The organism is Streptomyces odontomachi (assembly GCF_024435355.1).
GTDB lineage: Bacteria > Actinomycetota > Actinomycetes > Streptomycetales > Streptomycetaceae > Streptomyces > Streptomyces odontomachi.
The window spans coordinates 94,606-118,323 of the sequence record NZ_JAMJWG010000010.1 but is presented as its reverse complement, the minus strand read 5'-3'; the positions used below and the strand labels follow the sequence as shown (position 1 = coordinate 118,323).

Annotated in this window: 17 protein-coding genes and 2 tRNA genes; 16 read left to right on the top strand and 3 right to left on the bottom strand. The window is 69.2% G+C overall.

The features are described 5' to 3' along the window. Positions 1-268 precede the first annotated feature (268 nt). Positions 269-1,456, top strand: coding sequence for a PP2C family protein-serine/threonine phosphatase (locus NQO67_RS21535; RefSeq protein ID WP_255951737.1), 1,188 nt, complete (start codon positions 269-271; stop codon positions 1,454-1,456). 133 nt (positions 1,457-1,589) lie between these two features. On the opposite strand, the gene NQO67_RS21530 is transcribed toward NQO67_RS21535, so the two are convergent. Further along, positions 1,590-2,801: an acyltransferase family protein gene (locus tag NQO67_RS21530; RefSeq protein ID WP_255951736.1), complete on the bottom strand. Its 1,212-nt coding sequence runs from the start codon at positions 2,799-2,801 to the stop codon at positions 1,590-1,592. Between the two features lie 761 nt (positions 2,802-3,562). Here NQO67_RS21530 and NQO67_RS21525 point away from each other — a divergent pair. Next, on the top strand, positions 3,563-3,757 hold the full coding sequence (locus tag NQO67_RS21525) for a hypothetical protein (RefSeq protein WP_255951735.1): 195 nt from the start codon (positions 3,563-3,565) through the stop codon (positions 3,755-3,757). Positions 3,758-3,872: 115 nt separating this feature from the next. On the opposite strand, the gene NQO67_RS21520 is transcribed toward NQO67_RS21525, so the two are convergent. Beyond that, positions 3,873-3,946, bottom strand: a tRNA-Gly gene (locus NQO67_RS21520). A gap of 264 nt (positions 3,947-4,210) precedes the next feature. Here NQO67_RS21520 and NQO67_RS21515 point away from each other — a divergent pair. The 5 genes from NQO67_RS21515 to clpX all read left to right on the top strand — a co-directional run bounded on the left by NQO67_RS21515 (position 4,211) and on the right by clpX (position 9,550). Then, positions 4,211-4,287, top strand: a tRNA-Pro gene (locus NQO67_RS21515). Between the two features lie 220 nt (positions 4,288-4,507). Next, the gene (gene tig, locus NQO67_RS21510; RefSeq protein ID WP_255951734.1) at positions 4,508-5,908 is read left to right on the top strand and encodes a trigger factor; all 1,401 of its coding nucleotides are present in this window, start codon (positions 4,508-4,510) and stop codon (positions 5,906-5,908) included. A gap of 800 nt (positions 5,909-6,708) precedes the next feature. Further along, complete coding sequence (locus tag NQO67_RS21505) at positions 6,709-7,320, top strand: ATP-dependent Clp protease proteolytic subunit (RefSeq protein ID WP_255951900.1); 612 nt, start codon at positions 6,709-6,711, stop codon at positions 7,318-7,320. A 53-nt stretch (positions 7,321-7,373) separates the two neighbouring features. Continuing rightward, on the top strand, positions 7,374-8,084 hold the full coding sequence (locus tag NQO67_RS21500) for an ATP-dependent Clp protease proteolytic subunit (RefSeq protein ID WP_308295683.1): 711 nt from the start codon (positions 7,374-7,376) through the stop codon (positions 8,082-8,084). 179 nt (positions 8,085-8,263) lie between these two features. Continuing rightward, the gene (gene clpX / locus NQO67_RS21495) at positions 8,264-9,550 is read left to right on the top strand and encodes an ATP-dependent Clp protease ATP-binding subunit ClpX (RefSeq protein ID WP_255951733.1); all 1,287 of its coding nucleotides are present in this window, start codon (positions 8,264-8,266) and stop codon (positions 9,548-9,550) included. 110 nt (positions 9,551-9,660) lie between these two features. On the opposite strand, the gene NQO67_RS21490 is transcribed toward clpX, so the two are convergent. Further along, positions 9,661-10,677, bottom strand: a complete 1,017-nt coding sequence (locus NQO67_RS21490) for a flagellar basal body-associated FliL family protein (protein WP_255951732.1) — start codon at positions 10,675-10,677, stop codon at positions 9,661-9,663. Positions 10,678-10,828: 151 nt separating this feature from the next. Here NQO67_RS21490 and NQO67_RS21485 point away from each other — a divergent pair, with 151 nt between their 5' ends. The 9 genes from NQO67_RS21485 to rodA all read left to right on the top strand — a co-directional run bounded on the left by NQO67_RS21485 (position 10,829) and on the right by rodA (position 23,593). After that, positions 10,829-13,480 (top strand): valine--tRNA ligase, encoded by a 2,652-nt coding sequence (locus tag NQO67_RS21485; RefSeq protein ID WP_255951731.1) that lies wholly within the window; start codon positions 10,829-10,831, stop codon positions 13,478-13,480. A 248-nt stretch (positions 13,481-13,728) separates the two neighbouring features. Next, entirely contained in the window at positions 13,729-15,300 is a 1,572-nt protein-coding gene (gene folC, locus NQO67_RS21480; RefSeq protein WP_255951730.1) for a bifunctional tetrahydrofolate synthase/dihydrofolate synthase, read from the top strand. 6 nt (positions 15,301-15,306) lie between these two features. Continuing rightward, positions 15,307-15,675 (top strand): DUF4233 domain-containing protein, encoded by a 369-nt coding sequence (locus tag NQO67_RS21475; RefSeq protein WP_255951728.1) that lies wholly within the window; start codon positions 15,307-15,309, stop codon positions 15,673-15,675. A gap of 249 nt (positions 15,676-15,924) precedes the next feature. After that, entirely contained in the window at positions 15,925-16,338 is a 414-nt protein-coding gene (gene ndk, locus NQO67_RS21470; RefSeq protein ID WP_255951726.1) for a nucleoside-diphosphate kinase, read from the top strand. A gap of 498 nt (positions 16,339-16,836) precedes the next feature. Then, a complete protein-coding gene (locus NQO67_RS21465) occupies positions 16,837-17,856 on the top strand; it encodes a rod shape-determining protein (protein ID WP_255951725.1) in 1,020 nt (339 codons plus the stop codon). A gap of 253 nt (positions 17,857-18,109) precedes the next feature. Then, the gene (gene mreC, locus NQO67_RS21460) at positions 18,110-19,147 is read left to right on the top strand and encodes a rod shape-determining protein MreC (protein ID WP_255951724.1); all 1,038 of its coding nucleotides are present in this window, start codon (positions 18,110-18,112) and stop codon (positions 19,145-19,147) included. 19 nt (positions 19,148-19,166) lie between these two features. Beyond that, positions 19,167-19,847, top strand: coding sequence for a rod shape-determining protein MreD (mreD, locus tag NQO67_RS21455; RefSeq protein WP_255951723.1), 681 nt, complete (start codon positions 19,167-19,169; stop codon positions 19,845-19,847). Between the two features lie 79 nt (positions 19,848-19,926). Continuing rightward, positions 19,927-22,395 carry a penicillin-binding protein 2 gene (gene mrdA / locus NQO67_RS21450; protein WP_255951722.1) on the top strand — a complete coding sequence of 823 codons (2,469 nt, stop codon included), beginning with the start codon at positions 19,927-19,929 and terminating at the stop codon, positions 22,393-22,395. Between the two features lies 1 nt (position 22,396). Next, positions 22,397-23,593, top strand: coding sequence for a rod shape-determining protein RodA (rodA, locus tag NQO67_RS21445; protein ID WP_255951721.1), 1,197 nt, complete (start codon positions 22,397-22,399; stop codon positions 23,591-23,593). Positions 23,594-23,718 lie beyond the last annotated feature (125 nt).

Here is a 23,718-nt window from a genome sequence, read left to right as displayed (position 1 = left end):
GGCCCGGTCCCCCGCGAGGTGACTGACCGCAGCCCGTCAGCCCCGGAAATGGCCGTATCGCAACGGCCCCGCGATCACTTCGGGGCCGGCCACGTGACGCCCGCGGTTCCACCACGTACGGTCCCTGCATGCGTCCAGCCATGACCGCACCACCCGGCCGAATCCCAACCCCGGTGTCTCCGGGGGCCGTCGGACAGCTGTCCGGTGAGGGACAACCGGGGCCTCCCGTGCGCAGCATCCGGTTCGCTGGATAGGGTCACCCGAAGCGATGGCAGGACGACGTGCGGCAGCCGACACCTTCCCGGCCCGGATGAAGAAGCAGCTTCACCGGGTCCGGGTCGGCGTGCGCCGGGCCGGCGTGGACTACTTCCGCGGCGACGGCTCCGACTGGATCGCGCTCGTCGGACTGCTCCTCACGATCCCGCTGATCGCCGCCGGCACCCTGATGAACTCGGTGTGGTGCGCGCCCTCCCTGCTGGCGCTGCCCATCGTCGCCGGCGGCCTGCTGCTGCGCCCGGCGAGCCTGCTCGGCCTGTACGCGGGCTCCGCCACCGCCCTCATCGTCGAGTCCGTGGCGCTGGGCCCCTACACCGAGGGACCGTCGCGTGTGACACCAGGAGTGGTGCTGGTGGTCGCCGCGTGCGGTTTCTTCGGACTGCTCATCGCACAGTTCCGCAGCCGGGTGGGCGTGCCCTGGCGGCGCGGCGGCACCATGCTCTTCGACCTCAGGGAACGCATCCGGGTGCAGAGCAAGCTGCCGACGCTGCCGCCCGGCTGGCACCGCGAGATGGCGCTGCGCCCGGCCGGCGGCCAGTCCTTCTCCGGCGACTTCGTGGTGGCCGCCCGCACCAACGGCGGACGCAGCCTGGAGGTCGTCCTCACCGACGTGTCCGGCAAGGGCATGGACGCCGGCTCCCGCGCGCTGCTGCTCTCCGGCGCCTTCGGCGGCCTGCTCGGCTCGCTGCCCCCGCACGCCTTCCTGCCCGCCGCCAACGGCTATCTGCTGCGCCAGTCCTGGGAAGAGGGTTTCGCGACCTCCATCCATCTCGTCCTGGACCTGGAGTCGGGCGACTACGAGCTGTACTCCGCGGGACACCCGCCCGGCCTCCAGCTCAACGCCGGCAACGGCCGCTGGGAGCAGAAGACCGCCGAGGGGCCGCTGCTCGGCGTGTACGACGGCGCGCAGTTCGATCCGACCAAGGGCACGCTGCGTCCGGGTGATGTGCTCATGCTGTTCACCGACGGCCTCGTCGAGACGGCCGACCGCGATCTGTCCGAGGGCATCGACCGCCTCACCGGCGAGGCCGAGCGTTATGTCGCAGGCGGTTTCCACGGTGCGGCCTGGCACCTCATCGAGGCGGTTGCCAGGGACGTCAACGACGACCGGGCGCTCCTGCTGATATGCCGGGAGACGTACGACGGCGACGGCCCGGAAGAGGCGATGGAGCGTCCCTGAGCGGGACCCTGAGCGGCGAGTGACATGAACGGCGAGTGACCCGCACGGGGAGTGACCCGAACGGAGAGCGGGGCTGCGACGTTCTCGCAGCCCCGCTCATCCGACGCTCGTCAGACAGCCGTCCGGCTGTGGCCTAGGCCGACGCCGTGTGGTGCCGGCGCTCGCGGTCGCGGGCGATTTCGACGGCGTCCTGCCGGAAGGCCCACTTCATCTCGGGTTCCATCACACAGCGGAACACTCGCCGCACCGGTGCGGTGCACAGCACCGTCACGACCGCACCGGCGACGAGGGTCGCCAGGACCTCACCGACCGGCTTGTGCAGGATCGGGAAGTCGTCGTACCAGCCCGCGTACTTGACCGCCTTGACGACGAATCCGTGCAGCAGGTAGCCGTACAGCGTGCCGGCGCCGAGCGCGGTGAACCACATCTTCCGGCCCGGTACCCAGGCGAAGAAGCAGCCGGTCAGCACGATCGAGCAGCCGAAGGTGGCCAGGGTCATCACGATGCCGACCCACCAGGGGGTGCCGAGTTCCTGCGCGGCGTCCCGGTGGAAGAACCACGCGGCGTTCATGTGCTGGGCGGCCCAGTACGCGAAGACGAGAGCGGCGAGGAAGACGGGCGCTGCGGCGACCCGTACGCGGCGCCGTCGGACCCACTGGAAGTGCTCCTGCTTCAGGCACAGCCCCAGGACGAAGTACGGCAGCAGCTGGAGCACGCGCTGGAGGTCGAGGTCGTTGCCGATGCTGGGGGAGATCGACGCGAGGCACGCGATGGCCAGGGCGACCGGCAGCGGCCAGCGGGCGATCTTCCACAGGGGGGTGGTCAGCCGCCAGATGAACAGGGCGGCGAGGAACCAGGTCAGGAACCAGGGGTCGAGCAGGCTGATGTCGTGCGAAGGATCGTCCGCCCACTGCTTGAACAGCGAGTAGGCGAGCTCGAAGACCACATAGGGGACGGCGACACCGGTCACCAGCTTCCGGAGGCGGTCGGGGCGCCAGTCGAAGCTGCGGGAGAAGTAGCCGGAGATGATGATGAACGCCGGCATATGGAAGGTGTAGACCACCAGGTAGAGAGCGGTGGTGGCGCGACTGCCGGAGCGCAGCGGCTCCCAGGCGTGCGCCATGGCGACGAGGACGATCGCCAGGTACTTGGCGTTGTCGAAGAACGCGTCACGCTGCTTGGCGGGTTTTCCGCCCGAGGCGGAGGCAGGGGAGGAGGGGGCGTCCCGGGCGCCGCTGGAGGTGGCGGACTGCTCGGTGCGCTGCTTCGGGACCGTGCCCGAGTGCTCCTGAACCGGCGGGAGGGGGGCGCTTCGCCGGCCGGAGGGTGGCAGCGAGTTCATCACAGTCCCTCCCACCAAGAGCTGGGGGAAACGATCCGTGATCTCGCGGTGGCGGAAGTCGAGGCGGCGTGGAACATCTGATGCAGCTTAGCGTCGGCCGGGTGAATCCGTAAAACCCCGTCGATGATTACCGGTTATGACCTGTGGCTCGTATGGATTCAATGAAGCCGGCGTGACGAAGATTTTATGGCCGACGTGCGACGACACGCTTTACGGCACCCAGTGCCGCCCCGCCGTCGCCCGCCGGGCCCGCCCGAGCCGCCGTACGCCGCCCCCGCCAGGCCTCGGTCGCCGCGCTGTGCCGCCCCGTGCCGGCCGGCCTTTCCGCTGGCCGCGTGGGGGAGGAGGCGGTGCTAATACGGTGCGTAGGTCCCGTGACCTTTCTGTGTCCAAGCGGTGAGGGAGATCGTGCAAGGGTGGCTCGGGGTGCCGTGGAGATGTCTGTGTAGTAGCCAACGAGAAATATCCCAAAATACCGCTGCGGGGTATGTGGCAGGGAAACGATCAGGCCGCATGAGAAGTCGATGAGAATGTGACGCATGCCATGCGAATTGCCCGGATGGAGAAGTCGGTCATGGTCTTTCGTGCGACTTCGGCGGAGTGGTACGCCGTGCCGGGGTGAGCGGCGTCACAGGTGGCTGTCCGACGTTGTGTCAGCTGTCGCATAGCCCGGCCGGGTTGGTGGCACGATGTTCCTGGCGGGGGTGTGCGGGGTCGTACCCCCCGGGCCGGGAGCGTGACCGACCGAGGGTGTGTGATCAGTCGTGGCCATTTCGCTGTCCGTGGTGCTTTTGCTGGCGATAGTCCTCGTCGTGCTGCTGCGCGGCGGATCGATCAAGCCGGGTCCCGCCATCGTCGCCGTCCTCTTCGGCTTCTTCCTCGCCTCGACGGGGATGGCCCCCGACATCAAACGCTTCCTGGACGCGGTGGCGGACACCATCGGCTCGATCAAACTGTGACGGCCTCCGGCGCCCGCGCCGGATCGCCGGAGAACCGTGGAGCCGGAGAGCCGGAGAGCCGTATGAAGAAGAAAAACCAGGTCCGGCCCGTGATGACCACGGACCGGACCTGGAATGGAGCGGGCGACGGGAATCGAACCCGCGTAGCTAGTTTGGAAGACTAGGGCTCTACCATTGAGCTACGCCCGCACGCGGTGCCACCACGAGAACGGCACCCGCAACAGTGCAATCACATAAGCCACATCATGCACTGCGGGACGCTGCACGTCAGCGGTGCGGCACGCAGAGCATCCTAGCGGGTCGTCGGCCCCCGCCGCACACCGCTTCTTCTGGCACCCCGGATCGTGCCAGGCCGCCACGCGAGCCCTACCACGCACCGCAGCGACCCTGCAACGCACCGGAAAATGCGGCAGCCGCACTGCCTGCGGGCATGTACCCTACGTGTCGCACCGACGGGGTGTGGCGCAGCTTGGTAGCGCGTCCGCTTTGGGAGCGGAAGGCCGTGGGTTCAAATCCCGCCACCCCGACCACCTGCCCGCGCAGGGCCCGAGCGCGTTGTGGGTCTCCTCCCGCGCACGGTTACTATGCAAGCTGCGAGCCCGTGTGCCTGCGTATCACCATACGACCGCCGCGCAGACTGTCCGGCAGTCTCCGGAGGCCGGCAGGCCGTCCGGCACAGGGCCGAATGCTGGGGCCGCGCATCCGCGGCCCGTGCAGAACCCAAAATGTCAGCCACAAGGAGACCGAACCGTGAAGAGCGCCGTGGAGACCCTGAACCCGACTCGGGTTCGGCTCACTGTCGAGGTGCCCTTCGAGGAGCTCAAGCCCAGCCTCGACGCGGCGTACGCAAAGATCAACCAGCAGGTCACGGTGAAGGGCTTCCGCAAGGGCAAGATCCCTGCCCGGATCATCGACCAGCGGTTCGGTCGGGGCGCCGTACTCGAAGAAGCCGTCAATGAAGCGCTCCCGAAGTTCTACACCGACGCGGTCAACGAGGGTGAGCTGAAGGTCCTCGGCCAGCCCGAGGTCGACATCACCGAGCTCAAGGACGGCGAGCTGCTGTCCTTCACCGCTGAGGTCGACATCCGCCCCGAGATCGAGATCCCCGACTACTCGGGCATCGAGGTCGAGGTCGACTCCATCGAGGTCACCGACGAGGACGTGGACAAGGCCGTGGAGGAGCTGCGCGAGCGGTTCGCCTCCACCTCGCCCGTCGAGCGCGCCGCCGAGGACGGTGACGTCGTCACGATCGACCTGGAGGCCAAGGTCGAGGGCGAGGTCCTGGAGGACGGCGTCGCCACCGGCGTCAGCTACACCATCGGCTCCGGCGAGCTCCTCGACGGCATCGACGACGCCGTGAAGGGCCTGGAGGCCGGTGGCGAGTCCACCTTCACCTCCGAGCTCAAGGGCGGCACCGCGGCCGGCAAGGAGGCCGAGGTCGCCGTCAAGGTCACCCAGGTCGCCAAGCGTGAGCTCCCCGACCTCGACGACGACTTCGCCCAGCTCGCGTCCGAGTTCGACACGCTCGACGAGCTGCGCGACGACAGCCGGCAGCGGCTGCTGAGCACCAAGGAGTACGACCAGGCCACGCAGGCCCAGGAGCGGGTGCTCGACAAGCTGCTCGAGCTGGTCGAGGTACCGGTCCCCGAGAAGCTCCTCGAGGACGAGATCAACACCCGCAAGCACAACCTGGAGCACCACCAGCTCGGCCAGATGGGTCTCGACCTCGCCCGGTACCTGGAGATCCAGGGCAAGTCCGAGGAAGAGTTCGACGCCGAGACCAAGGAAGCGGCGATCAAGGGCATCAAGACCCAGTTCGTCCTCGACGAACTGGTCTCCAAGGAGAAGCTCAACGTCAACCAGGAGGAGCTGACCGAGCACCTCATGCGGCGTGCGGCCTCCTCCGGCATGTCGCCCGACCAGTTCGCCAAGGCCGTCGTCGAGGGCAACCAGGTCCCGATGCTGGTCGGCGAGGTGGCCCGCGGCAAGGCGCTCGCGGTCGTGGTCCAGGCCGCCACCGTCAAGGACACCCAGGGCGAGATCGTCGACCTCTCGGACGAGGAGGAGGACGAGGCCGCGGAAGGCGCCGAAGGCGCCGAGTCCCCGGCCGAGTCGTCCGCCGAGCCCACCGAGGACAAGCCCGAGGCCTGAGCCCTCGTCCACCCTTCTGGCGACACCGTCGCAACGACCGGGCCCCGGGACACCGTCCCCGGGGCCCGAGCCGTCCGGGCTGTTCCTGGCGGAGCCGGGCCGCCGGCCGGTTGTCTGTTGCTCGCGCGGTTCCCCGCGCCCCTGGGGGGCGTCGTGGGCCGTCAGGCCCCGGGTGGGCACCCGGGTTGCTCCGTCCGGGTTGGGTGGGCATGAAGTGCCCTCGGGGGGCGCGGGGAACTGCGCGACGAGCCCCGACGAGACCGTCGGGTCGCCACCGGTTCGAAGGGGTTGTTCCTGTGGGAGTCGGGCCGCCGGCCGGTGGTGGGTTGCTCGCGCGGTTCCCCGCGCCCCTGGGGGGCGTCGTGGGCCGTCAGGCCCCGGGTGGGCACCCGGGTTGCTCCGTCCGGGTTGGGTGGGCATGAAGTGCCCTCGGGGGGCGCGGGGAACTGCGCGACGAGCTCCGACGAGACCGTCGGGTCGTCACCGGTTCGAAGGGGCTGCTCCTGGCGGAGCCGGGCCGCCGGCCGGGAGGTGGACGGCTCCCGTGGGCCGCCAGGCCCCGGTCGGCACCGCAGGGTCGTCCCGGCCGCTGCCCGGGACGACCTGCGCTGACAGCGAACAGTTCCCTGTGCGGGATGGCACCCGCACACCATCGCGTTAGGGTCCATGAATACGAGGGCAGGGGAGTCCCCGGGGCCGCCGGGGGGAGGCGGACACCCGCGGGGTCCCACGCCCCAGCACCAAACGTGAGACGGCCCGGCGCCGTCGTAAGACGAGCAGGTGGATACGTGACGAATCTGATGCCTTCCGCCGCCGGCGAGCCTTCCATCGGTGGTGGCCTCGGCGACCAGGTCTACAACCGGCTGCTCAACGAGCGGATCATCTTCCTCGGCCAGCAGGTCGACGACGACATCGCCAACAAGATCACCGCCCAGCTCCTGCTCCTTGCCGCAGACCCCGACAAGGACATCTATCTGTACATCAACAGCCCGGGCGGTTCGATCACGGCGGGCATGGCGATCTACGACACCATGCAGTACATCAAGAACGACGTGGTCACCATCGCGATGGGCATGGCCGCGTCCATGGGGCAGTTCCTGCTGAGCGCGGGCACCCCGGGCAAGCGCTTCGCGCTGCCGAACGCGGAGATCCTCATTCACCAGCCCTCCGCCGGCCTCGCAGGCTCCGCATCCGACATCAAGATCCACGCCGAGCGGCTGCTGCACACCAAGAAGCGGATGGCCGAGCTCACCGCCCAGCACACCGGCCAGTCGGTCGAGCAGGTCATCCGTGACTCCGACCGCGACCGCTGGTTCGATCCGGTCGAGGCCAAGGAGTACGGCCTCATCGACGAAATCATGCACACGGCCGCCGGTGTGCCGGGTGGCGGCGGCACCGGGGCCGGGGCCTGAGCACCCCGTTGAAGCCCCGTAGCCGACCGTCTGACGCCCTTGAAGGAGACCCAGTGAAAGACTTCCCCGGTAGCGGCCAGTACGGCCTGTCCCGCGGCCCTGTGGGTATCGCGGGAGCGCCCGGCGCCGAGTACACCGGACCGCGTCCCGAGGCCCGCTACGTGATCCCGCGTTTCGTCGAGCGCACCTCCCAGGGCGTGCGCGAGTACGACCCGTACGCCAAGCTCTTCGAGGAGCGCGTGATCTTCCTGGGCGTCCAGATCGACGACGCCTCCGCCAACGACGTCATGGCCCAGCTGCTGTGCCTGGAGTCGATGGACCCCGACCGTGACATCTCGGTCTACATCAACAGCCCCGGCGGCTCCTTCACGGCGCTCACCGCGATCTACGACACCATGCAGTTCGTGAAGCCGGACATCCAGACCGTCTGCATGGGCCAGGCGGCGTCGGCCGCCGCGGTCCTGCTGGCCGCCGGCACCCCGGGCAAGCGCATGGCCCTGCCGAACGCACGCGTGCTGATCCACCAGCCCTACAGCGAGACCGGCCGCGGCCAGGTCTCCGACCTGGAGATCGCGGCCAACGAGATCCTGCGGATGCGTTCGCAGCTGGAGGAGATGCTGGCCAAGCACTCCACCACCCCGATCGAGAAGATCCGCGACGACATCGAGCGCGACAAGATCCTCACCGCCGAGGACGCGCTGTCGTACGGCCTGGTTGACCAGATCATCTCCACCCGGAAGATGAGTAGCTCGACGCTCGGCTGAGCGACTGCCGACACCACCCGGCCGCCCCTTGGCACCGGTTCGGCTACACCGTCGGCGGTCACGGTCAAGCGAACCATGCCAAGGGGGGCCCGAACAGGGGGTCAGGCAGGGTACCGTCGGATATGAGGCACCAGGAGCCGCCGACCACGGCGTCTCCCAGTCGATTGGGGAAGCACCTCGTGGCACGCATCGGTGACGGCGGCGATCTGCTCAAGTGCTCGTTCTGTGGCAAGAGCCAGAAGCAGGTCAAGAAGCTCATCGCAGGCCCCGGTGTGTACATCTGCGACGAGTGCATCGACCTCTGCAACGAGATCATTGAGGAAGAGCTCGCCGAGACAAGCGAGGTGCGCTGGGAGGAACTTCCCAAGCCCCGCGAGATCTACGAGTTCCTGGAGAGCTACGTGGTCGGCCAGGAGGCCGCCAAGAAGGCCCTCTCGGTCGCGGTGTACAACCATTACAAACGCGTCCAGGCCGGCGAGAACGGCGGCTCCCAAGGACGCGAGGACGCCATTGAGTTGGCGAAGTCCAACATCCTCCTGCTGGGCCCCACCGGTTCCGGCAAGACGCTCCTAGCCCAGACCCTGGCCCGCATGCTGAACGTGCCGTTCGCCATCGCGGACGCCACGGCGCTGACGGAGGCGGGCTACGTCGGCGAGGACGTCGAGAACATCCTCCTGAAGCTCATCCAGGCCGCCGACTACGACGTCAAGAAGGCCGAGACGGGCATCATCTACATCGACGAGATCGACAAGGTCGCCCGCAAGAGCGAGAACCCGTCGATCACCCGCGATGTCTCCGGCGAGGGCGTTCAGCAGGCCCTGTTGAAGATCCTGGAGGGCACGACCGCGTCCGTTCCCCCGCAGGGCGGCCGCAAGCACCCGCACCAGGAGTTCATCCAGATCGACACGACGAACGTGCTGTTCATCGTCGGCGGCGCGTTCGCCGGTCTGGAGAAGATCATCGAGGGTCGGGCGGGCGCCAAGGGCATCGGCTTCGGCGCCACCATCCGCTCCAAGCGGGAGCTGGAGGAGAAGGACCAGTTCGAGGACGTCATGCCCGAGGACCTGGTCAAGTTCGGCATGATCCCCGAGTTCATCGGTCGGCTCCCGGTCATCACCTCGGTCCACAACCTGGACCGCGAGGCGCTGCTCAAGATTCTCGTGGAGCCGCGCAACGCCCTGGTGAAGCAGTACCAACGCCTTTTCGAACTCGACGGTGTGGAGCTGGACTTCGAACGCGGTGCCCTGGAGGCCATCGCCGACCAGGCCATCCTCCGCCAGACCGGCGCCCGTGGGCTGCGCGCCATCATCGAAGAGGTCCTGATGTCGACGATGTACGAGGTGCCGTCCCGCAAGGACGTCGCCCGCGTCGTCATCACCGCCGACGTCGTCCACTCCAACGTCAACCCGACCCTCATCCCGCGCGAGGCGCGGGGGCGGGGCACGGGGGAGCAGAAGTCCGCGTAACCGCGCGGCCGGCGTTCACCCGCAGCCACACGGAAGGGCCGCCCCGGGTACCAAGTACCGGGGGCGGCCCTTGTTCGTGCCGCGCGGACCCGTCGGCCGGACCTGGTCGGTCAGACCTTGACGCGGACGTCGTTGCGGAACTTGGCGGTCGTCTCCGCCGCCCCGTTCGCGTCGGTCTTGCCGGCGGCCATGTCGGAGAGCACCATCGGCATCACCATGGCGAGCGTGCTGTAGTCGCCCCAGATGCAGACCGTCGTCGTCATCTTCTTCGGCTCGCTGGGATCCGTGCTGTCCGAGTTGTCGATGTTGACGTCCTGGCACTTCATGACGGCGCCGTCCAGCGAGTCCGGGGTGTACGCCTTGGGCTCGCCGATCAGCGTCACGTCCTCGTCGTCGCCGCCGTCCTGCGACTGCTTCTTCATGTAGGCGAACATCGCGTCGACCGTCTTCTCCGGGTCGGCGATCTTGCCCCAGACACCCTCGAACTGGATCATCTTGCCGGCCAGCGGGTTGTCCGTGCCCCCCGACTGGTACTGGCCGGTGACGCCCTTGGGGTTCGTCACGCCCCACTTGGCGGCGTCCTTGATGTCGTCGTCGCTCATCTCGCTGTTGTCGCCGCTCTGCTTCTTGTACTCGCCGAGCACGGTCGCGGGCAGCGTCAGCTTGTGGGGTCCGTCGTCGGCCACGTCCGAGCCGCTGCCGCCGCCGGCCGTGAACCACCACACGCCGGCGCCGATCGCGACCAGCGCCACCACGGCGCCGACGATCACACCGGTCTTCTTCTTGCCGCCCCCCGGCGCCGGCTGCTGAGGCATGCCGTACGGCGCGCCCGGAGGCTGCTGGCCGTATCCCGGCTGCTGCTGCTGCCCGTACGGTTGCTGCTGCTGGCCGTACCCCTGCTGCTGGCCGTATCCCGGCTGCGGCTGGCCGTAGCCGCCGGGCTGCTGCTGCGGGGCGCCCTGCGGCTGCTGCGGGTAGCCGTACCCGGGCTGCTGCGGGGGCTGCTGCTGCGGGTAGCCGTAGCCGGGCTGGGGTGCCTGCGGCGGTTGGCCGTAGGGGCCCGGTTGGCCGTACGGTCCGGGCTGCTGGGGCTGCCCGCCGTACGGGCCCGGCTGGTTGTGACTCATTACGAGGGTCCCCTCCAGTACTTATGCGTTCCGAACATCCTGGCGCAACCGGCGTCGATGTGGACGGGCGGGGGGGTTACCGTTACGAAACCCGCTGGTTTTCATGCGGGGACGTGACACCGCACTTCCGCGGCGCCCCTAAAATGGTCCCGTGACCGAGAATGACCAGCAGCAGCACTCAGCGCCCACCACCGAACTGCCGACCCAGTACGTGCCGGCCGAGGTAGAGGGGAAGCTGTATGAGCGCTGGGTAGAACGCGGTTACTTCGAGGCCGACGAGCACAGTGACAAGCCGGCCTACGCCATCGTCATCCCGCCACCCAACGTGACGGGCAGCCTGCACCTCGGGCACGCCTTCGAGCACACCCTCATCGACGCCCTCACCCGCCGCAAGCGCATGCAGGGCTACGAGACGCTGTGGCAGCCCGGCATGGACCACGCCGGCATCGCCACGCAGAACGTGGTCGAGCGCGAGCTGGGCAAGGAAGGCAAGTCCCGGCACGACCTCGGGCGCGAGGAGTTCGTCGCCCGCGTCTGGCAGTGGAAGAACGACTTCGGAGGGCAGATCTCCGGGCAGATGCGCCGCCTCGGTGACGGCGTCGCCTGGAACCGCGAGCGCTTCACCATGGACGAGGGCCTGTCCCGCGCCGTGCGGACCATGTTCAAGCGGCTCTACGACGACGAGCTGATCTACCGCGCCGAACGCATCATCAACTGGTGCCCGCGCTGCCTCACCGCCATCTCCGACATCGAGGTCGAATACCAGGACGACGACGGCGAGCTCGTCTCCATGAAGTACGGCGAGGGCGACGACACCATCGTCGTCGCCACCACCCGTGCCGAGACCATGCTGGGCGACACGGCCATCGCCGTGCACCCGGACGACGAGCGCTATCGCCACCTGGTGGGCCGGCAGATCCGGCTGCCGCTCACCGAACGGTCCATCCCCGTCGTCGCCGACCCGCACGTCGACCCCGAGTTCGGCACCGGCGCCGTCAAGGTGACCCCGGCCCACGACCCGAACGACTTCGAGATCGGCCGCCGGCACGACCTCCCGACGCTGACGATCATGGACGAGCACGCCGTGATCACCGCCCACGGCCCGTTCCAGGGCCTGGACCGTCTCGAGGCCCGCTCCGCCATCGTCGCCGCGCTGCGCGCCGAGGGCCGGATCGTCGCCGAGAAGCGCCCGTACACCCACTCCGTGGGCCACTGCTCGCGCTGCAAGACCACCATCGAGCCGCGGCTGTCGCTCCAGTGGTGGGTCAAGGTCGGCCCGCTGGCCAAGGCGGCCGGCGACGCGGTGCGCGACGGCCGGGTCACCATCCACCCCCAGGAGATGGAGAAGCGGTACTTCGACTGGGTCGACAACCTCCACGACTGGTGCATCTCGCGCCAGCTCTGGTGGGGCCACCGCATCCCCGTCTGGTACGGGCCGAACGGCGAGGTGCTCTGCGTCGGCCCCGACGAGGAGCCGCCGAGCGGCGAGGGCTGGACGCAGGACACCGACGTCCTGGACACCTGGTTCTCGTCGGGCCTGTGGCCGTTCTCCACCCTCGGCTGGCCCGAGCAGACCGACAGCCTCGCGAAGTTCTATCCGAACTCGGTGCTGGTCACCGGCTACGACATCCTCTTCTTCTGGGTCGCCCGGATGATGATGTTCGGCCTGTACGCGATGGACGGCACCCCGCCGTTCCACACCTTCGCGCTGCACGGCATGGTCCGCGACCAGTTCGGCAAGAAGATGTCGAAGTCCTTCGGGAACGCGGTCAACCCGCTCGACTGGATGGACGCCTACGGCTCGGACGCCCTGCGGTTCACGCTGGCCCGCGGCGCCAACCCCGGTGTGGACGTCCCCATCGGCGAGGACTGGGTCCAGGGTTCCCGCAACTTCGCCAACAAGGTCTGGAACGCCACCCGTTTCGCGTTGATGAACGGCGCCACGGTCGACGGCCCCCTGCCCGCGTCCGAGGAGCAGTCCGCCACCGACCGCTGGATCCTCTCCCGGCTGAACGCGACGGTCGCCGAGGTCGACGCACACTACGACGACTACCAGTTCGCCCGGCTCACCGAGACACTGTTCCACTTCGCCTGGGACGAGGTCTTCGACTGGTACGTGGAGCTGTCCAAGACCACCTTCCAGGCGGGGGGCGCCCCCGCGGACGTCAGCAAGCGGGTCCTGGGCGAGGTCCTGGACGTCACGCTGCGGCTGCTGCACCCGATCGTGCCGTTCGTCACCGAGACCCTGTGGACGGCGCTCACCGGCGGCGAGTCCGTGGTGATCGCCGACTGGCCCGCGGCTGTGCAGGTTCCTGGGGCTGACGCCCCGGGCGGATTCCGCGACACCGCGGCGGAGCGGGAGATCGAGACGCTCCAGCAGGTCATCACCGAGGTCCGCCGCTTCCGCGCCGACCAGGGCCTCCAGCCCGGCCAGCGGGTGCCGGCCCGGCTGAGCCTGGGCGGCACCGTGCTGGGCTCCCATGAGGCGGCCATCCGGCAGCTCCTGCGGCTCCAGCCGGAGGGCGACGACTTCACCGCCACGGCGACCCTGCCGGTCGCGGGCGCCGAAGTGGCGCTCGACCTGTCCGGCGCGATCGATGTCGCGGCCGAGCGGCGGCGGCTGGAGAAGGACCTCGCCGCCGCCGAGAAGGAGCGCACCCAGGCCGAGGCCAAGCTGGGCAACGAGTCCTTCCTCGCGAAGGCGCCGGAGCCGGTGGTCGAGAAGATCCGCGGCCGCCTCGCCAAGGCGGAGGAGGACATCACCCGGATCCGCGGCCAACTGGAGCGCCTGCCGTCAGCCTGAACCCTTGGGCGCCGGCGCCCACGACATACCCAAAGGGGCGCGGGGAACTGCGCGAGCAACCCACCACCGGCCCGGTGGTCCGGACACGAGAGAAACTGCCCCTTCGGGCCGGTGGCGACCTGCAAGGTCGCGTTGTGGCTGGGCGCGCAGTTCCCCGCGCCCCTTAAGAGCGCGCCTTCGGCGCCACCCCGGGGCGGCCCCCCGACGGGGCCACCGTCACACCGGACCGGGTCCGTAGACTGGGGGACGTGAGTGACAACCCCCCGCCCAACAGGGATCACGGCAACCGTGATCCCGACCCACTGGAGCGGTTCGAGGACATCGTGGCCGAGGAGACCGACCTTCCCCAAGGTCTCGAAAAGAGGCCTCGACCAGGGGAGACCCCAAGCCCCGACCTCGCCGTGATCGAGGCCGGCAGCCGCACCCTGCGCACCCAGGCCGGTCCCCCGGACGCGGACGTCCCGGCCCGTCCCGCCGACCCTGCCGTGGACCAGGCACTGCGCGACGTCGAGTCGGAGCTGGCCACCCGCTGGGGCGAGACCAAGCTGGACCCCTCGGTCGCCCGGATCAGCGCACTGATGGACGTGCTCGGCGAGCCCCAGCGCTCCTACCCGTCGATCCACATCACGGGCACGAACGGCAAGACGTCCACCGCCCGCCTCATCGAGGCCCTCTTCACCGCCTTCGAGCTGCGCACCGGCCGGTACACCTCGCCGCACGTCCAGTCGATCACCGAGCGCATCAGCCTGGACGGTGCCCCGCTGCCGGCCGAGCGGTTCATCGAGACCTATCGGGACATCCAGCCTTACGTGGCGATGGTCGACGAGCAGCAGGACTACCGCCTGTCCTTCTTCGAGGTGCTCACCGGCATGGCGTACGCCGCGTTCGCCGACGCGCCCGTCGACGTCGCCGTCGTCGAGGTGGGCATGGGCGGCACCTGGGACGCCACCAACGTCATCGACGCCTCCGTCGCCGTCGTCACCCCCATCGACCTCGACCACACCGACCGGCTCGGCGGCACCCCCGGGGAGATCGCCGTCGAGAAGTCCGGGATCGTCAAGCCCGGTGCCACCGTGATCCTCGCCCAGCAGCCGGTGGACGCCGCGCAGGTGCTGCTGAAGAAGGCCTCGGAGGTGGACGCGACGGTGGCCCGCGAGGGTCTGGAGTTCGGCGTGGTGTCCCGGCAGACCGCGGTCGGCGGTCAGCTGCTGACCCTGCGCGGTCTCGGCGGCGAGTACCCGGACGTCTTCCTCCCGCTGCACGGCGCCCACCAGGCGCACAACGCCGCCGTGGCGCTCGCCGCCGTCGAGGCGTTCTTCGGCATCGGCGCGCAGCACGACCGCCCCCTGGACATGGACACCGTCCGCTCCGCCTTCGCGTCGGCGGCCTCACCCGGCCGTCTGGAGGTGGTGCGCCGCTCGCCGACGGTCGTCCTGGACGCCGCGCACAATCCCGCCGGCGCCCGCGCCGCCGCTGCGGCGGTCAGCGAGGTGTTCGGGTTCAGCCGGCTGATCGGCGTGGTCGGCGCCAGCGACGGCAAGGACGTACGGGGCCTGCTGGAGGCGTTCGAGCCGGTCTTCACCGAGATCGTCGTCACCCAGTACTCGCAGCCGCGCGCCATCGGCGCCGACGAGCTGGCCGGGCTCGCGGTGGAGGTCTTCGGTGAGGACCGCGTCCAGGTCGAGCCACGTCTCGACGACGCGCTGGAGGCCGCCGTCACCCTCGCCGAGGAAGAGGGTGAGTACGCGGGCGGGGGCGTCCTCGTCACCGGCTCCGTGTTCACCGTGGGCGAGGCCCGACTGCTCCTGAAGAAGGGCTGACCTACCGTGCGTACGCTCTGTGCCTCCACCCTGCTCGGCGAGTTCTTCGTGGTCGGCTTCGCCGGTCTGGTCGCCATGAAGGACCCCGACCTGAGCATGGCCACCGTGTGGACCGTCTGCGGTGTCGCCATGCTCCTCAGCCTGCTGCTGTGCGGCATGGTCACCCGCCCCGGCGGGGTGCAGCTCGGCTGGGTCCTCCAGATCGCCCTGATCGCGGCCGGGTTCGCCGTGCCCGCCATGTTCTTCCTGGGTGCCGCCTTCGCCGCGCTGTGGTGGTGCTCGGTGCACTTCGGCCGGAAGGTGGACGAGCTGAAGGCGGCGCGCGCGGCGGAGCACGCCCAGGCCGGCGCGGAGCCCGAAGCGGGCGCCGGGTAGCGGACCCGTGGAGCGGGCTTTCCGAGCGGCCGGGAGGCCCGCGCGGGGGTACCTCCCACGCCCGTCCAGGGCTGTGGTGGGGGCACCTCCCACGCCCGTTCCGGGCAGTGGGGGAGGAGTCCTTCGAGCGCCGCGGGGTGCGGTGGGCCGGTGACCGCACCCCGCGGCGCTGACGCCGTGTGAGAGGTGGGCGGGCACGCCCGGTAACCTCTGAGCCCCGAACCTGACGTGATCGAAGGAGCCACCCCCGTGACCCAGCGCACTCTTGTCCTCCTCAAGCCGGATGCCGTCCGCCGCTCGCTGGTCGGCGAGATCGTCGGCCGCATCGAGCGCAAGGCGGACTGGCAGATCGTTGCGCTGGAGCTGCGCACGCTCGACCGGGCCACGCTGGAGCAGCACTACGCCGAGCACGTCGGCAAGCCGTTCTACGAGCCGCTGGTGGAGTTCATGGCGTCCGGTCCCGTGGTCGCCCTGGTCGTCGAGGGGGAGCGGGTCATCGAGGGGCTCCGACGGCTGTCCGGCCCGACCGACCCCATCGCGGCCGAGCCCGGCACGATCCGCGGCGACTTCGGAACCGTCACCCGCGAGAACCTCATCCACGCGTCGGACTCCGACGAGTCCGCACAACGCGAACTCAAGATCTTCTTCCCGGGTCTGGCCTGACGCCAGGGACCCCGCCCCCAAAAGGGGCGCGAGGAGAATGGGGCTGCCCCGGAAGCACTCCCAGGACACGCACCCCCGCGCCCCGGAGGGGCACCGACGGCGTAAGACGCACCCCTTCGCCGTAACTCGTCCGAGCTACTGCGCGTACCTCCGATGGTGGTACGTGCCCGGGACTTCCGGTGGGTCCGAATTCCTGATGGAAGGTCACCTCTATCCACGCCTGACCAGCGTCTCCAGACGGAATCCGAACAGAAAACGGACGCCGCGGACGCATATGCGTGCCGATTGGGGGAACGCATGCCACCATCGGCACGTCTGCATTAGCGAGGCGGCGGATCCTCTGCTGACAATGGCGAAGACCCTCGCGCGCGGTCTGTGCAGGCCGGACTACGATGGAAGCCTTCACGCCACGCACGCCACGCTGCACCCACCTTTGCCGACCTGATATGCCATCAAAAGCTACTTGGGAAGGCCAGACGAATCCTCATGGGGAATAATATGTCGTTCATCGGCCGTGATATGGCTGTCGACCTCGGGACCGCCAACACGCTGGTGTACGTCAGGGGCCGGGGGATTGTTCTCAACGAACCTTCCGTCGTCGCGATCAACACCAACACCGGTGGGATCCTCGCGGTGGGCGCCGAAGCCAAGCAGATGATCGGCCGCACGCCGGGCAACATCGTGGCGGTGCGACCGCTGAAGGACGGCGTGATCGCGGACTTCGAGATCACCGAGCGGATGCTGCGCTACTTCATCCTGAAGGTGCACAAGCGGCGCTATCTCGCCCGCCCGCGCGTGGTCGTCTGCGTGCCCTCCGGTATCACCGGTGTCGAGCGGAGAGCCGTCATCGAGGCGTCCTCGCAGGCCGGTGCCCGGCAGGTGCACATCATCGAGGAGCCCATGGCGGCGGCCATCGGCTCCGGCCTCCCCGTCCACGAGGCCACGGGCAACATGGTCGTGGACATCGGCGGCGGCACCACCGAGGTCGCGGTCATCTCGCTCGGCGGAATCGTCACCGCCCAGTCCATCCGCGTCGCCGGCGACGAATTGGACAACGCGATCATCCAGCACATCAAGAAGGAGTACTCCCTCCTGCTGGGCGAGCGCACCTCCGAGCAGATCAAGATCACGATCGGTTCGGCCTTCGAGACCGAAGAGGACGAGCACACCGAGATCCGCGGCCGCGACCTGGTCTCCGGCCTCCCGAAGACCGTGGTCATCTCCTCCGACGAGGTCCGCAAGGCCATGGAGGAGCCGGTCAACTCCATCGTGGACGCCGTCAAGACGACGCTCGACAAGTGCCCACCGGAGCTCTCCGGCGACGTCATGGACCGCGGCATCGTGCTCACCGGCGGCGGCGCCCTGCTGCGCGGTCTCGACGAGCGGCTGCGCCGCGAGACCGGCATGCCGGTCCACATCGCCGAGAACCCGCTGGACAGCGTGGCCCTCGGCTCCGGCAGGTGCGTCGAGGAATTCGAGGCGTTGCAGCAGGTCCTGGACGCACAGCCGCGCCGATGAGCACGTCGCCGTCCCCCAGGACTGTGCGGACCTCTGCGGGGACATCTTCGGACGGACTTCCTTGCCTGACGGACCTGACGGACCTGACGGACCTGACGCATGGGGGAGTACCCCCATTGCAGTACGGACGCGCCCTGCCGTGCGGCAGTTCCTTGATTCCTTGATATAGAGGCACCACCCACCCACCCACCCACCCACCAGACCGACACACCCCCCCCGCAGAATTCCGAAGAGGAAGGCACGGCCGCCGCACGTGAGGGACACACGAGAGAGCCGGCTGCTCCTGGTGCTGCTGATCGCCGTTGCGTTCGCGCTGATCACGGTGGATATCCGGGGCGGTGAGGACTCCCCGGTCGACGGGGCACGGCAGGCCGCGGCCGCCGCCTTCGGACCGGTCGAGAACGGCGTCTCCGGCGTCGTGAACCCGGTCGGCAACGCCATCTCCGCGGTCCGTGACTCCAGCAACCGGCACGACCGCGTCTCCGAACTGGAGCGAGAGAACGCGGCGCTGAAGGCCAAGCTGGGGAGCAACGACCGCACCCGCAGCCAGCTCCGCCAGCTCGACAAGATCCTCAAGACCGCCGGCACCGGCCGCTACAGCATCAAGGGCGCCCAGGTCATCGCGATCGGCGCGGCCCAGAGCTTCTCCTGGACGATCACCATCGACGCCGGCAGCAACGACGGCATAAAGCGTGACATGACCGTCCTCAATGGCGACGGTCTCGTCGGCCGGGTCACCACGGTCGGCCCCGACACCGCCACCGTGCTGCTCGCCAACGACCCCGACTTCAGCGTCGGCACCCGGATGGAGAAGACGGACGAACTCGGCTTCGCCTCCGGCGGCGGCGACCGCCCGATGCGCGTCCAGCTGCTGAACGGCAAGGCGCGCGTCAAGAAGGGCGACCGGCTGGTCACCTTCGGCTCCGAGGCGGACAAGCCGTTCGTGCCCGGTGTCCCGGTCGGCAAGGTGGTCCGCGTGGACCCCTCCGGAGGCGACCTGACCCGCACGGTCTACGTCGATCCCTTCGTGTCGTTCACCAAGCTCGACATCGTCGGAGTCGTCGTCCTGCCGCCGCGCACCGATCCCCGTGACGCGGTGCTGCCGGCCAAACCCAAGCCCACCCCCACCCCCACCGTCACGGTGACCGTCACCCCCGGCGCCCCCAAGAACCCCCAGGATCAGCAGAACCAGCAGAATCCGCAGGGCAACGTCGCGCAGAACCAGGACGCGAACGGGACAGCCGAGCAGTCCGGCGGCGCCGGCCAAGGTGACGGCCCCCAACGGCCCTAAGCAGGAGAGAGCTGGAACGATGCGCTCGGTCAACCGGATGCTGCTCGCCACCGCCCTGGTGGTCGTCGCCCTCGTCATCCAGGTCAGCGTGCTCGCCCGGCTGCATCTGCCGGGCGCAGTCCCCGACCTGATGCTGCTCACCGTGCTCGGCCTGTCCCTGGTCTACGGGCACGTGGGCGGGGCCCTGATCGGATTCGCCGCCGGACTCCTCGCCGACCTGGCGCCCCCGGCCGACCATGCCGCGGGCCGCTACGCGCTGGTGCTCTGCATCATCGGCTACGCGGCGGGCCTCGCCCGGCCGGAGCACGGGCGGTTGCAATCCGTACTGCGCCCGCTGTTCGTGGTGGCCGCCGCCGCCATCGCCTCCACCGTGCTCTACGCGGGAGTGGGCGCGCTCGTCGGCGACACCGCCGCCCGGCACGTCGGCCTCGGCAGCCTGCTGCTGACGGCACTCATCTACGACCTGCTGCTCGCGCCGTTCACCGTGCCGTTCATCATCGCGCTGGCCCGGCGCGCCGAGCACGACCCGGTCACCGAGTCGGTGGGCGCCAGCAAGGCGACCGACGTGGCCTCCGGCTGGCTGGCCTCCGGGACCGGCCTGAACATCGGCGACCAGCGCGGCGCCGGCACGCTGCGGACCAGAGCCGTGAAGGCCCGGGTGGCCCGCGCAGGACGCATCAAGGGGGTCAAGAGGCTGTGATCCCCCGCCCTCCCCCACTGCCTCAAGGGCGTGGGTGGTACCCCCAGCCCACCACCCCTCCGACGAATGGGCTGCGCCCATGACCAACATCCCCGCGACAGGCCGCACCCCACGGGTCCAGATCAGGCTCGTCGTCATCCAGATCCTCGTGCTCTCCCTGCTGTTCACGCTCGGCGGCCGGCTCTGGTACCTCCAGATCCGCAACGGCCAGCAGTACGCCAAGGAAGCCTCCGGCAACCACGTGCAGCAGGTCGTCCAGCCCGCCGTGCGCGGCTCGATCCTCGACGCCCGCGGCATCCCGCTCGCCGACAACGAGACCCGGCTCGTCGTCTCCGCGTCCCGCACCAAGCTGATGAAGATGGACGACGGCGGCCAGGCGGTGCTCACCAAGCTCGCCGCGGTCCTCGGGATGAAGCCCAAGGAGGTCATGGACCGCGTCCGGCTGTGCGACGCCCACACCAAGCAGCCCTGCTGGAACGGCTCGCCCTACCAGCCCATCCCGGTCACCGACGAGGCCACGCCGAAGCAGGCCCTCCAGATCCGGGAGCGTTCCGAGGACTTCCCCGGCATCACCGCCGAGCCGACCGCGGTGCGCCGCTACCCGGCGCCCGGTGACGCCAACACCGCCCAGGTGCTCGGCTACCTCTCGCCCGTCACGGACGAGGAGATCAAGAAGGCCGAGCACACCGACTCGCCGTACCTGCGCTCCGACATGGTGGGCCGCAGCGGCCTGGAGCGGCAGTACGACGCGCAGCTGCGCGGCAAGGCCGGCGTCACCCGCTACGAGGTGGACAACCTCGGCCGCGTCATCGGCCAGGCCAACAGTGACAAGGCCGAGCCCGGCGCGAACGTCGTCACCAGCATCGACGCCCGGGTCCAGCGGGTCGCCGAGTACGAGCTGAACGACGCGATGAAGGTGGCCCGCACCCAGATCGACCCGGTCACCCACCAGAAGTACAAGGCGGACTCGGGCGCCGTCGTCGTGATGGAGGCCAAGACGGGACGGGTGGTCGCGATGGCCTCCAACCCGTCCTACGACCCCAACGCCTGGGTGGGCGGCATCTCCGGCAAGGACTACGCCAAGCTCACCGGCAAGGACTCCAACTACCCGCTGCTGAACCGTGCCATCCAGGGCCAGTCGGCGCCCGGCTCGACCTTCAAGGTGATCTCCACGACCGCGGCGGTCAACGGCGGCCACCCCTTCGACGGCCACTACCCCTGCACCAGCTCGTTCAACATCGGCAGCCAGGTCTTCAAGAACTACGAGTCGGAGAGCTTCGGCCCGATCAGCCTGGGCCGCGCCCTCGAGGTCTCCTGCGACACCGTCTTCTACGGCATCGGCTACGACGAGTGGAAGAAGGACGGCGGCATCCACCCGAAGAAGAACCCGAGCGACTGGTTCTACAAGACCGCCCACCAGTTCGGCCTCGGCAAGGAGACCGGCATCGACCTGCCGAACGAGGTCACCGGACGGGTCCCCGACCGCCAGTGGAAGCAGGACTACTGGGAGGCGAACAAGGCCTCCTGGTGCAAGACCGGCAAGAAGCACGGCGACTACGTCCAGCGGATCGCGTACGAGAACTGCCTCGAAGGCAACCGGATGCGCGCCGGTGACTCGGTGAACTACGCCATCGGACAGGGCGACACCCTGCTCACCCCGATCCAGGAGGCCAGGATCTACGCGGCCATCTCCAACGGCGGCACGCTCTACCAGCCCACCATCGGCAAAGCGATCGTCAGCCCGGACGGCAAGCACATCCAGGAGATCAAGCCGCACGCGCAGGGCAAGCTGCCGATGAACGCAAAGCTGAACAAGGAGATCGACGGCGCGCTCAAGGGCGTGGTGGAGCGCGGCACCGCCGCGTGGCGGTTCACGCAGACCGGCTGGCCGCAGAACAAGATCCCGCTGCGTGCCAAGACCGGTACGGCGGAGGTCTACGGCAAGCAGACGACATCGTGGTTCGCCACGTACAGCAAGGACTACTCGGTCGTCATGACGATCTCCCAGGGTGGTACCGGATCCGGTGCCTCCGGTCCTGCGGTGCGCAAGATCTACGACGCGCTCTACGGCGTCAGCCAGGACGGCAAGATCGACCCGAAGAAGGCCCTGCTGCCGCACCCGGAGAAGAGCCTGCCCAAGGTGTCCTCGGACGGTTCGATCGATGCGCCGGAGATAAAGCCCTACGACCCGCAGGGCGACGAGTCGGCCGCTCAGCGACAGGCCGACCAGGACCAGGGCGGCCAGCAGAACACCGGCCAGGACCAGAACCAGGCCGACCCGAACGCGACCGGCCAGGACCAGGGCGGCCAGCAGACGGCGGGCGGTGCGACCGGTGGACAGAACACCGCGTTCGAGCAGCCGGCCGACGACGGAACGACCGACGGCGTCCAACCGGCCGTCTACGCGGCCCCGGCCGGCGACTCCGGCGGCGGCGCCGGGGCGGTCGACGCCCGGTCGGCCGCGGCCTGGCCGTCCGGCGAGCGTCAGGACCCCGGGCGGCCCTACGCCGCGCCGCCCGGCGAACCCGTGATCTGGAGGCGGATCTGACATGGTCGGCCCGCAGAGCTTCTCCGTCTCCGGATACGGTCCCCAGCGGTCCTCCTGGACGCGGCTGTTCGCGCGCGACTCGGTGGTGCGCAAGCTGGACTGGCCGATGCTGCTCGCCTCGGTCGCGCTCTCGCTGATCGGCAGCGCCCTGGTCTACTCGGCCACCCGCAACCGCACCGAGATCAACCAGGGCGACACCTACTACTTCCTGATGCGCCATCTGCTCAACACGGGCATCGGGCTCGCCCTGATGATCGGCACCATCTGGCTCGGCCACCGCACCCTGCGCACCGCCGTGCCGATCCTCTACGGCGTGTCGGTGCTGCTGGTCCTGCTGGTGCTCACCCCGCTGGGCGCCACCATCAACGGTGCGCACGCCTGGATCGTCTTCCCGGCCGGGTTCTCCCTCCAGCCCTCCGAGTTCGTCAAGATCACGATCATCCTGGGCATGGCGATGCTGCTGGCCGCCCGGGTCGACGCGGGCGACCGGGAACACCCGGACCACCGCACCGTGCTGCAATCCCTGGGCCTTGCGCTGCTGCCGATCCTCATCGTCATGCTGATGCCGGACCTCGGGTCCGTGATGGTGATGGTGATCATCGTGCTGGGTGCGCTGCTGGCCTCCGGCGCCTCCAACCGGTGGGTCTTCGGCCTGCTCGCCGCGGGTGCGGCCGGTGCGATCGCCGTGTGGCAGCTGCACATCCTGGACGAGTACCAGATCAACCGCTTCGCCGCCTTCGCCAACCCCGAGCTGGACCCGGCGGGCGTCGGCTACAACACCAACCAGGCCCGTATCGCCATCGGATCGGGCGGCCTGACCGGCACCGGGCTGTTCCACGGGTCTCAGACCACGGGACAGTTCGTCCCGGAGCAGCAGACCGACTTCGTGTTCACGGTGGCGGGCGAGGAGCTCGGTTTCGTCGGCGCCGGACTGATTCTGCTCCTGCTCGGCGTCGTCCTCTGGCGCGCCTGCCGCATCGCACGCGAGGCCACCGATCTCTACGGCACCATCGTCGGGGCCGGCATCATCGCCTGGTTCGCCTTCCAGGCCTTCGAGAACGTCGGCATGACCCTCGGCATCATGCCGGTGGCGGGCCTCCCGCTGCCGTTCGTGTCGTACGGCGGATCGTCGATGTTCGCGGTGTGGATAGCGGTGGGGTTGCTCCAGTCGATCCGGGTGCAGAAGCCACTGGGCTGAGGAGCCACTGGGCTGAGGGCGGTGCTCAGGCGGGTCTCGTCGGCTCCGCAGGCAGGCCCCGCCCCGGACGGCCCGCCCAGGGGCTGACCCCGCGGTCCCAGGCGACTACCGTCGACAAGGACGGT